Origin of the sequence: Micromonospora phytophila (assembly GCF_023656545.1) — a bacterium.
GTDB classification, from domain to species: domain Bacteria; phylum Actinomycetota; class Actinomycetes; order Mycobacteriales; family Micromonosporaceae; genus Micromonospora; species Micromonospora phytophila.
Genome location: NZ_JAMOKF010000281.1, coordinates 1 through 7,288, shown reverse-complemented (window position 1 = coordinate 7,288; position 7,288 = coordinate 1). Strand labels below are relative to the sequence as shown.

The 7,288-nt window shown below is 74.1% G+C and carries 6 protein-coding genes and 1 pseudogene; 4 read left to right on the top strand and 3 right to left on the bottom strand.

The annotated features are described in order from the left end of the window. A pseudogene (locus NCC78_RS24670) lies at positions 1-216 on the bottom strand (phosphotransferase family protein); the annotation flags it as partial. Positions 217-336: 120 nt separating this feature from the next. After that, positions 337-1,893, bottom strand: a complete 1,557-nt coding sequence (locus NCC78_RS24665; protein WP_250797361.1) for an NAD(P)/FAD-dependent oxidoreductase — start codon at positions 1,891-1,893, stop codon at positions 337-339. A gap of 280 nt (positions 1,894-2,173) precedes the next feature. Here NCC78_RS24665 and NCC78_RS24660 point away from each other — a divergent pair, with 280 nt between their 5' ends. Then, a complete protein-coding gene (locus tag NCC78_RS24660; protein WP_250797360.1) occupies positions 2,174-3,418 on the top strand; it encodes a hypothetical protein in 1,245 nt (414 codons plus the stop codon). 22 nt (positions 3,419-3,440) lie between these two features. On the opposite strand, the gene NCC78_RS24655 is transcribed toward NCC78_RS24660, so the two are convergent. Beyond that, positions 3,441-4,424 (bottom strand): LacI family DNA-binding transcriptional regulator, encoded by a 984-nt coding sequence (locus tag NCC78_RS24655; protein WP_308220948.1) that lies wholly within the window; start codon positions 4,422-4,424, stop codon positions 3,441-3,443. An 81-nt stretch (positions 4,425-4,505) separates the two neighbouring features. On the opposite strand from NCC78_RS24655, the gene NCC78_RS24650 reads away from it, so the two are divergent. The 3 genes from NCC78_RS24650 to NCC78_RS24640 form a co-directional block, all read left to right on the top strand. Beyond that, positions 4,506-4,952 (top strand): hypothetical protein, encoded by a 447-nt coding sequence (locus NCC78_RS24650; protein ID WP_250797359.1) that lies wholly within the window; start codon positions 4,506-4,508, stop codon positions 4,950-4,952. A gap of 539 nt (positions 4,953-5,491) precedes the next feature. Beyond that, the gene (locus tag NCC78_RS24645) at positions 5,492-6,877 is read left to right on the top strand and encodes an FAD-binding oxidoreductase (protein WP_250797358.1); all 1,386 of its coding nucleotides are present in this window, start codon (positions 5,492-5,494) and stop codon (positions 6,875-6,877) included. Next, the coding region (locus NCC78_RS24640) for a 4Fe-4S dicluster domain-containing protein (RefSeq protein ID WP_250797355.1) at positions 6,874-7,288 on the top strand (415 nt) is incomplete at its 3' end. The genes NCC78_RS24645 and NCC78_RS24640, both read left to right, overlap by 4 nt.

The following is a 7,288-nucleotide window of genomic DNA, read 5'->3' as shown; positions in this document are numbered from 1 at the left end:
CCGCTCGTAGCGCAGCAGCCGCGTGCCGGTCGGCGGAGCGACCTTGAGCACGACCTCCCGCCCGTCGGCGAGGCGTACCCACCACACTGTGGCGAAGCCTCCCCCGCCCAGCGGCCCGCAGCCGACCATCCGATGCCCGTTGCCGAAGGACGCCCGAACGTAACCGGCGACGTCGTCGGGGGAGAGCACGCGCTGGGTGGGGCTCAACCCGCTCATCCGCCGCCCCGCCGCGCCGGCCCCGCCCGCATCACCCGCCCAGGCTAGTGCCGCCCCGCCGGTCCGGCTGCCCCGGTCGGCGCCCGGGGCGGCCGTCGGCCGGGGGGTTCGGGCGGCGGCTCAGCCCAGGCGTACCCGTGCCGGTTGCTCAGAGCGGGACCGGCCGTCCGGGGTCGTCGCGACGCCGGCGGTGGGCCGGGCGGGCATGATGGGCGCGTCCCGGCCGGTGCCCCGGTGGCCGTCGCCGTCCTGCGTCGCCGACTCCTCGTGGTAGTCCTGCTCGACGTTGACCGACCAGACGTCGTGCTGGGTGCCGCAGGCGATGTTCTCGGCGGTCAGCATCGCCGTCAGCATCGAGTGGTCCTGGTTGTTGTACCGGTGCATGCCGTTGCGCCCCACCGGGTGCACGTTCGGCACCTCGCGGGCCAGCCAGTCGCGGATCACGTCGACGTTGTGCTGGTAGCGCTCGTCGTAGACCGGGTACGCCTTCGGCATCCGCACCACGTACCCGGCCTCGACGACCCCCGGCCGGACCAGGCCGAGCCGCTCCAGCTCGACCGTCGCCGCGGCGATGAGCTCGGCGTCGGGCGTACGCCAGGTCTCGTCGTCCTCGAAGACGAAGTACTCCAGTCCCAGGCAGGTGCGCCCGTCCTTGACCAGGTGCGGCGACCAGGAGCCGAAGTTCTGGATCCGGCCGACCTTCACCGCCGGGTCGTGTACGTAGATCCAGTTGTCCGGGAACGAGAACTCCGCCGGCACCACCAGCGCGACGGTCAGGAAGTCCCGGTACCGCAGGTCGGCCGCGGCGGCCAGCACCTCCGGCGGGGCGGCCGGGCGCAGCGCGGCCACCAGTTCCGAGATCGGCATCGAGGAGATGACGTGCTCGGCCGGCTCGGTACGCTGCCCGCCCGCCCCGTTGACGGTGACCGCGACCGCCCGGCGGTGCTCCGGGTCCCGGTGCACGGCGGTGACCCAGCTGCCGGTCTCCACCCGCCCGCCGCGCTGGCGGACCTCCTCCGCGCAGCGTTCCCACATCATGCCGGGGCCCAGCTTCGGGTACTGGAACTCCTCGATCAGGCTGGTCACGTCCTTGCGGTTGCGCCGGGGCAGCAGCGCGTTGCGGACCGCCTTGGACAGCGACAGGTTCTTGATCCGCTGGGCGGCCCAGTCGGCCTGCAACCGGTCGGCCGGCATGCCCCACACCTTCTCGGTGTACGTCTTGAAGAACATCGAGTACAGCCGCCAGCCGAACCGGGCCGACACCCAGCCCTCGAAGTGCGACTGGTCCTTCGGCGGGCGCAGCCGGGCCCGGGCGTACGAGCCCATGCAGAGTGCGGCCTCCCGGATGCCGAGGTTGCGCAGCGCGTTCGCGGCGCTCAACGGGTAGTCGAAGAGCGCGCCCCGGTAGTAGATCCGGCTCATCCGCGGCCGGAGCAGGAAGTCCTCGTCCGGCAGGATCTCGTGCCAGAACTCCTCGACCCGGCCGACCTTGGTGAAGAACCGGTGCCCACCGATGTCGAAGCGCCACCCGTCGCGCTCGACGGTCCGGCTGATCCCGCCGACCACCTCGTCGGCCTCGAACACCCGTACCGGAGCATCCCGCCGGAGCAGTTCGTACGCCGCGGTCAGGCCAGCCGGCCCCGCGCCGATGATCACCGTGCCGCGTTCTTCGCCCATGCTCCGCCGCTCCCTGCTTCCGTCGTGGAGGCGGCCCGCTTACCCGACATCCGCGCGATGTCACCCCCGGATCGGCGCGGGCGGCGCCGGCCCGCCCCGCCGGCAGGCGTTCCTGTGCCGCCGGCCGACCCGGGCCCGCCTCCCGGCGGCGCCAACCGGTCGCTCGGTCCTCCTCTCGGCAGCGCTGACCGGGCCGGCGTGCACCGGCGACGTGTCAACGGCCGCCGAACGGGGATGTGGCAGGGTCCGTGGCCGGTCGGCCGGATCGGGAGAAGCTGTGGTGGACAGGTGGCGGGCCCTCGCCGACGAGCGGCTGCGTGCCCCCCTCGCCGGGCGCGGTCGGGCACTGCGGGGCGGGGTGGCGCGGGCGTCGGCCCGGGTGCCGGAGCCCTGGGGATTCGTCGTCGCGGTCTTCCTCGGTACGAAGCTCGTCCTCAGCCTGGTCGGCGTCCTGGCCTGGAGCTCCTTCGACGGGATCCCCTGGGCACCCCCGCCGGACGAGACGATGATGCGCCAGCAGCAGGGGGCGATCTCCTCGCACCGCTCGGTCTCGCTCTGGTTCGCGTGGGACTCCTTCCTCTACGACCACCTGGCCCAACTGCCGCTCACCGAGCCGTGGCGGGACTTCGGATTCCCCCTGCTCTACCCGTTCCTGGCCCGACCGTTGGCCCCGCTGCTGGGCGGGGACACCGCGCTGGCGCTGCTGCTGGTCGCCAACGTCGCGTTCCTGCTCATGCTCTACTTCGCCCACCGCCTCGGTGAGCGGCTGCTCGGCGACGACGCCTCGGCCCGCCGGTTCGTCCGGTACCTCGTGCTGCTGCCGACCGCGTTCCTGTTCCACGCCGCGCTGACCGAGTCGCTCTTCCTCTGTCTCGCGCTGGCCGCGTTCCACTACGCCGAACAGCGGCGGTGGCTGGTCGTCGGCATCGTGGGCTACTTCCTCGGGCTCAGCCGCTCGGTCGGGTTCTTCGTGGTCGTCCCGCTGGCCCTGGTGCTGTTGCGCCAGCAGCACTACCGGCTGGGCCCGCGCGCCCTGTGGGGCTACGTCCGCACCGGCTGGCCGTTGGTGCTGCTGCCGGCCGGCTGGCTCACCTTCATGGCGTTCTGCAAGTGGCAGGGCGGCGACTGGTTCGCCTACAAGCACGCCCAGGAACGCGGCTGGGGCATCCGGGTGCAGAACCCGCTGGGGGTGCTCTGGCAGGGCCTGACCGGGGCCGAATCGCGCGACGCGCTGCGGGTGTGGTTCGCCGTGGCCGTGCTGGCGATCCTGGTCGCGGGCGTGCGCCACATCGGGCTGCCCTACCTCGTGTACGGGGTGATGATGGTGCTGGTGCCGTTGTCGATGGGGCCGCCGGTGTACAAGAGCCTGCTGCGCTATCTGCTCGCCGCGTTCCCGGTCGCCCTGGTGTTCGCCGGCTGGGCCCGCCGCGCCACGCTCGACGTCTGGCTGACCGCCCTGCTCGCCCTCGTCCAGGGCGCGCTCTTCGTCACCTGGCTCGCCTACTGGACCCACTTCATCATCTGACCGCCGACCCGGGTTCGCCGGCTCACGTCGCTGGCGGGCGGGCTGCCGGCCGCGATGACCGACTTCCGGTGTCGGCGGCCCGGGGCCGGACCGGGGTGACCTGCGGCGCCGGGCCGGCGCTGTCCCGGCGCACCATCTCGGCGGCCAGCACCTCGACCCGGGGCGCCGGAGCGCCCGCGTCGAGCGCCAGCGACATCGCCCGGACCCCCATGTCCACCAGCGGGAGCCGGACGGTGGTCAGGGCCGGGGTGACGTCCCGGGCGATCGGCATGTCGTCGAAGCCGACCACCGACACCTGCTGGGGTACGGCCACCGACCGGGACCGCAGCAGGGCGACCGCGCCGATGGCCATCGAGTCGTTGAGCGCCACGACGGCGGTCAGTTCCGAGTCGGCGTCGAGCAGCGCGGCGGTGGCGGCGGCGCCGCCGTCCCGGTCGAACTCGGCGTACTGGACGCGGTGGGCCGGCAGGTCCCGCCCGTGTTCGGCGAGGGCGTCGCGCAGCCCGGCGAGCCCGTCCGTGGTGGTGGTGAGCACCTGCGGACCGGCGACGACCCCGATCGCGCGGTGACCGAGTTCGCACAGCTCCTTGCCGGCCAGCCAGCCGCCGGCGCGGTTGTCCGGCATCACCGCGTCACCGGAGTGCTCGTGCCGGCCGATCACCGCCACCCGCCCACCAGTCGCCTCGTACGCGGTGAGCTTCTCGTTGAGCAGTTGGGTGAAGGTGGGGTCGTGGTAGCCGGAGCCGGCCATGATGATCGCGGCCACCTGGTGGCCACGCAGCAGTTCGACGTACTCCAGCTCGCGCTCCGGGTCGCGATAGCTGCTGCAGATCATCAGCAGCCGACCCTGGTCCGTGGCGACCCGTTGCAGTCCCCGGGTGATCTCGGCGAAGTAGGGGTCGGAGACGTCGTGCACGATCACGCCCACCGCGGTGCGGTGCGAGCGCGCCAGCAGCTGGGCGTGCGCGTTCGGCACGTACCGCAGCTCGGCGACGGCTTCGAGCACCCGCTCGCGCAGCTCGTCGGTGACAGGCTTGCTGCGACCCCTCGACCGGCGGCTGTGCCCGGGTCGGTTCAGGATGGCGGTATGACGGACCGTCGGGTGACCCTGGAGAACCTGGGCGCGTGGCTGATCAAGGGCAACGCCGACCGGGTCGACCTGGCGGCCCGCTTCGCCCGGGACCCCCGGGTGCCGAGCTGGTGCGTGCGCCCCGGCTATCGCACCCGGCTGGCGCGGGCCGGGCAACCGGTGGTCTTCTGGGCCAGCGGCCGCCGCGGGCGGCTGACGTACGGGGTCTGGGGCGTCGGGCGGGTGGCCGCCGCCGCCCTCCCGGGCGACCCGGGCGGGGTGTGGACGCTGCCGCTCGACCTGACCGTCCTCGACGAGCCCCACCGGGTGTCCCGGGACCGGCTGCGCGCCGACGACCGGCTGGCCGGCGCGGAGGTGTTCCGCCAGCCGCAGGCGGCCAACCCGTCCTTCCTGACCGTGGCGGAGTTCGCCGCCCTGCGCGACCACCTGTCACCGGCTCGGTGAGCTCACCTGTCGGCCGCCGCCGCGCCGGCCGACCCGCGAATGGCGTTCCCCGTCCGCGCATCCCGGTCGGCGGCGGATTTCCGCCGCACGGTGCGGGGGTCCGTGGTCGACCACCGGGATCTCGCGGCCGACCCGGCAAGGAGCGGCCCGTGACCACGGTCGCCGCCACCCGCGGCAAGCGTCCGGGCACCAGCAAGCGTCCGGTTCGAGGGTAACCTCACCACCGTCGATCCCCGGTTCGTCGATCCCGCCCTCGGCGCAACCCCCGGCGACGACGACACCCGTACGCCGGTGACCGTCAGTTCAGCGCCGGCAGCTTCGCCGACCCGGTCTACGTCGACCCGCGCACCGGCGCGGTCTTCGACATCCCGGCCGGCAACTGGTCGGTGAGCGGCACCTCGTACACCTTCCGTGACGTGCCCCTCTACGATTCGCCCGTGTTGATCGCCGACCGGTCGGTCGTCGGTCTGTAGATCCGATCCGGGTCCCCGCCCGGCGCCACCGGGCGGGGACCGCACCACCTGGGGAGGGGTGACGGCGTGGCACTGCCCGCATCCGTGCTCACCGAGCTGCGGGGCATCGTCGGCGCGCGGAACGTGCACGACGCGGCCGGGGACCTGGTGGCGTACGCGCGCGACGCCACCCCGCTCTTCTCGCACCGGCCGGACGTGGTGGTCTTCCCGGCCGACACCGCCGAGGTCGCCGCCGTGCTGGCGCTGGCCACCCGGCACGGGGTGCCGGTGGTGCCGCGCGGCGCCGGCTCCAACCTGTGCGCGGCCACCGTGCCGCTGCACGGCGGGATCGTGCTGGTGCTCACCCGGCTCAACGCCATCCTGGAGGTCAGCGCCGACGAGCTGCTGGCCCGGGTGCAACCCGGCGTGACCAGCGCCGCGCTGGCCGACGCGGCCGCCGGGCAGGGCCTGCTCTGGGCGCCCGACCCGGGCAGCCGCACGGTCGCCACCGTCGGCGGCACCATCGCCACCTGCGCCGGCGGCCTGCGCGGCCTGAAGTACGGGGTCACCCGCAACTACGTGCTAGGCCTGGAGGCGGTGCTGCCCACCGGCGAGGTGATCCGCACCGGCGGTCGACTGTGGAAGGACGTCGCCGGCTACGACCTGACCCGGCTGCTCACCGGCTCCGAGGGCACCCTCGCGGTGATCACCGAGGCGACGGTGGCGCTGCTGCCCGCGCCGGCCTGCAGCAACACCGGGGTGGCGTACTTCCCGACCCTGGCCGGGGCGGGGGAGGCCGTCGCCCGGGTGATCCGGGCCGGCGTGGTCCCGGCGACCCTGGAGTTCCTCGACCGGGCCTGCATCCGGGCCGTCGAGGACTTCGCCCACCTGGGACTGCGCGGCGACGCCGGGGCCCTGCTGCTCTTCGGCGACGACGGCCCGCCGGACCTGGTCGCCACCCACCTCGACCGGATCGGCACGGCCTGCGTCGAGGCCGGCGCGGTCGAGGTCACCACCGCCCGCGAGGTCGCCCAGGCGGAGGCCCTGCTGGCCGCCCGCCGCTGCGCGCTGCCGGCGCTGTCCCGCCGCGGCGGGGTGACGATCCTGGAGGACGCCACCGTGCCCCGCCCCCGGATCGCCGAGATGGTCGACCGGATCGACGCGATCGCCGAGCAGCACGGCGTCGCCATCGCGACCTTCGGCCACGCCGGGGACGGCAACCTGCACCCCACCTGCGTCCTCGACTCCGCCGAGGACCACGCCGCGGTACGCCGCGCCGAGGCGGCCTTCGCCGACATCTTCGCCGCCGCCCTGGACCTGGGCGGCACCATCACCGGCGAGCACGGGGTGGGGGCGGCGAAACTGCCCTTCCTCGCCGCCCGGCTCGGCGACGAACAGCTCGCCCTGCTCCGCCGGATCAAGTCCGCCTTCGACCCGGCGGGCATCCTCAACCCGGGAAAGCTGGGATCGTGACCGGCGACGTGTTCAACCCCGAGCAGCTGTCCCGCTGCATTTCCTGCGGCTTCTGCCTGCCGGCCTGCCCCACCTACGCGATGACCGGCGACGAGGCGTCCTCGCCGCGTGGCCGGATCACCCTGATGCGGGCGTTGCAGGACGGCACCCTGCCACCGGACGACGACACCCTCGCCGAGCAGTCCTCGTTCTGCCTGGGCTGCCGGGCCTGTGAGCCGGTCTGCCCGGCCGGCGTGGAGTACGGCAGCCTGCTGGAACAGTGGCGGGTGCACCAGTGGCGGGGCCGGCGGCGTCCGCTGCTGGCGCGGGCGCTGATGCTCCTCGCCGAGCAGCGGTTGCTGCTGCGCCTGCTCGGCCTGGTCCGCCGCGCCGCCCGGGGCCCGGCGGTCACCGCCGTCGCACCCCCGGCCG

Coding starts and splice junctions, on each gene's coding strand:
- NCC78_RS24650 (WP_250797359.1), top strand. CDS start 4,506: ATGACGGACCGTCGGGTGACCCTGGAGAACCTGGGCGCGTGGCTGATC.
- NCC78_RS24665 (WP_250797361.1), bottom strand. CDS start 1,893: ATGGGCGAAGAACGCGGCACGGTGATCATCGGCGCGGGGCCGGCTGGC.